This is a genomic window from Vibrio sp. Vb2880 (assembly GCF_033337975.1).
In the GTDB taxonomy this organism is placed as follows: Bacteria; Pseudomonadota; Gammaproteobacteria; order Enterobacterales; family Vibrionaceae; genus Vibrio; species Vibrio alginolyticus.
Window position 1 is genome coordinate 1 of sequence record NZ_JAWORT010000063.1, and the last position, 2,288, is coordinate 2,288.

Below are 2,288 nucleotides of genomic sequence, written 5' to 3' on the forward strand. Positions count from 1 at the left end.
GTGGTGCCCGGAGGCGGAATCGAACCACCGACACGAGGATTTTCAATCCTCTGCTCTACCGACTGAGCTATCCGGGCGACGAGGTGTATTAAAAGGCTTTTCGGCTTTCAGGTCAACAATAAAATTAAAATAAAATATCGTTTGATGAATTTGTGCTCGGAGTGGGCTGTTTTTATGCATTTTTAGCAGCAATGCGCCATGCTTTAAGCGATGTTTTAATATTGATAGTGTATTCACTTGCAAAATAAAGGCGATAAAAACAAAAAAGCACGTCTGAAAACGTGCTTTTTATTGAACAATTGACTTTAAACTAGTGCTTTACTGAGAACTTGTTTACCCAACCTTCTAGCTCATTCGCTAGTGAAGCTAAACTTTGAGTACTTGATTGACTCTCGGTTACGACAGAGTTGAGTTGGCCTCCGCTTTCCTCGATAAGGTTTATGCGTAGCGCAATATCATCGCTAACCTGCGTCTGCTCAGCAGCAGCAGTAGCGATCTGCTGGCTCATTGTGGTGATAGATTCTAACGCCGTTACAATTTGCTGTAGAGCTTCAGAGGCATTCTTAGACTCTGTAACAGTGCTTTCACTGGTTTCTGCACATATTTCCATTGTGTGAATGGCATTGCGAGAGCCTTCTTGCAGATTGGAGATCATATACTGAATCTCTTTTGTGCTGTCTTGTGTGCGTCCTGCTAGGTTGCGTACCTCATCAGCAACGACTGCGAAGCCTCGGCCTTGTTCTCCAGCACGTGCTGCTTCAATGGCTGCATTGAGTGCCAATAGGTTTGTTTGCTCTGCAATATCACCAATCACATCGAGCACTTTTACAATATTATTTACATCCTGATCTAGATCGGCGACCGCTTTACTCGCAGTATTTAATTGAGAAGCTAAACCTTGAATGTTTTCAACCGTGTTATGAATGAGTTTCTGAGTATGTTGGCTTTGTTTGTCAGCCTCGTCCGTATTGTTTGCGGTGTCGCTTGCTGAATTGGCAACATGGTTGGCTGAAGATGCCATTTCAGTCATCGCAGTGGCAATCATAGCCGTTGATTGCTGCTGAGATACGGTAAGATCGGCAATCGTATTTGATCGAGCCTCTACGGCAAACAACTCTGCGCGCAGTGCATGCATAGACTTCTCTAGGTTTGTCACCATGGTAGCTAGTGATTGACTCATATCTTGAACGGCACGATAGATACTTCCTCTCGGTGCTACAGTATCAAAACTGGTCTGAATGTCTCCTTGAGCGACAGCTTGAACTGCTTTGCGCACATCGTTAGGCTCTCCACCAAGTAGATGAAGCATTTTGCGAATCGAAATGATCAGGCAACTTAGAATGCTTCCCGCGATAATCAGACATAGCACAAGCTGCCATTGTGCTGTCGACCAAAAACGTGCGTTAACTTCATTAAAGCCAATACCTGTACCGACAACCCAGCCCCAGTGTGGTGTTTTTTCTGCTATCGAGTGTTTTTCTTCAATGCTGCCATCTGCTTGTTTTTGGCTCCAGGTATATTCAACGATCTGACCTGTTTTGTGCCCCAATACATCTAGAATGAGTTGGCCTACGCTATTACCACTGCCATCTTTAAAGTCATGGAAGCTGGTTCCGTGCAGTTGAGGGTCTAGTGGTGCGGCGATGAACATCATATTTTCATCTGCGACATAAACGTATTCGTTGTCTTTGTAGATATTGTTACGAAGTAGGCGAGTGGCTAATGCTTTCGCTTCGTCTTCCGGCATTTTGCCTTCGATAGCCATCTTTTCTACTTCGGTAAGTATGCTGTACGCACTTTTAAATAGCTCAGTAACTCGAGCTTTGTTATCAAGGTTACTTGCGACGCGAAGAGTCCATAAGCCTGTAGCGGTCAGAGCTAGGAGTGCTAGCAATATGATCACAGATAATAAATAGGCTTGAGTTTTTAGTTTCATATTTAGCTCACAAATAAAGTGTTATCACTATGCAAGGCATAGCTAAAAGAAGAAATGTAATAACTCGGGCATCTTAGTGAAGATGAATATGCTCGGATACTAATGCGTATTGAAATTACGATGAGGATTAAATTTTTAGCGTGAAATAAGTGTTTTTGAAGAAAGGATTTAATGTTCGCTGATGTTTAGAAATGCAGTGTAGATAAATGGGAAAGCGAGAAATGACGTATAAAGCAGATACAAAAAAGCCGCATCAAGTGATGCGGCTTTAAAAGTGGCTCCTCCTGCTGGGCTCGAACCAGCGACCTGCGGATTAACAGTCCGTCGCTCTACCAACTGAGCTAAGGAGGAA

Annotated in this window: 1 protein-coding gene and 2 tRNA genes; all 3 read right to left on the reverse strand. The window is 43.5% G+C overall.

Going from position 1 to position 2,288, the window contains the following annotated elements; all coding sequences use genetic code 11:
* Position 1 precedes the first annotated feature (1 nt).
* The 3 genes from R7M92_RS24795 to R7M92_RS24805 all read right to left on the reverse strand — a co-directional run bounded on the left by R7M92_RS24795 (position 2) and on the right by R7M92_RS24805 (position 2,287).
* Positions 2-77 (reverse strand) — tRNA-Phe (locus R7M92_RS24795).
* Positions 78-310: 233 nt separating this feature from the next.
* Positions 311-1,936, reverse strand: coding sequence for a methyl-accepting chemotaxis protein (locus R7M92_RS24800; protein ID WP_318134564.1), 1,626 nt, complete (start codon positions 1,934-1,936; stop codon positions 311-313).
* Positions 1,937-2,211: 275 nt separating this feature from the next.
* Positions 2,212-2,287 (reverse strand) — tRNA-Asn (locus R7M92_RS24805).
* Between the last annotated feature and the right edge of the window lies 1 nt (position 2,288).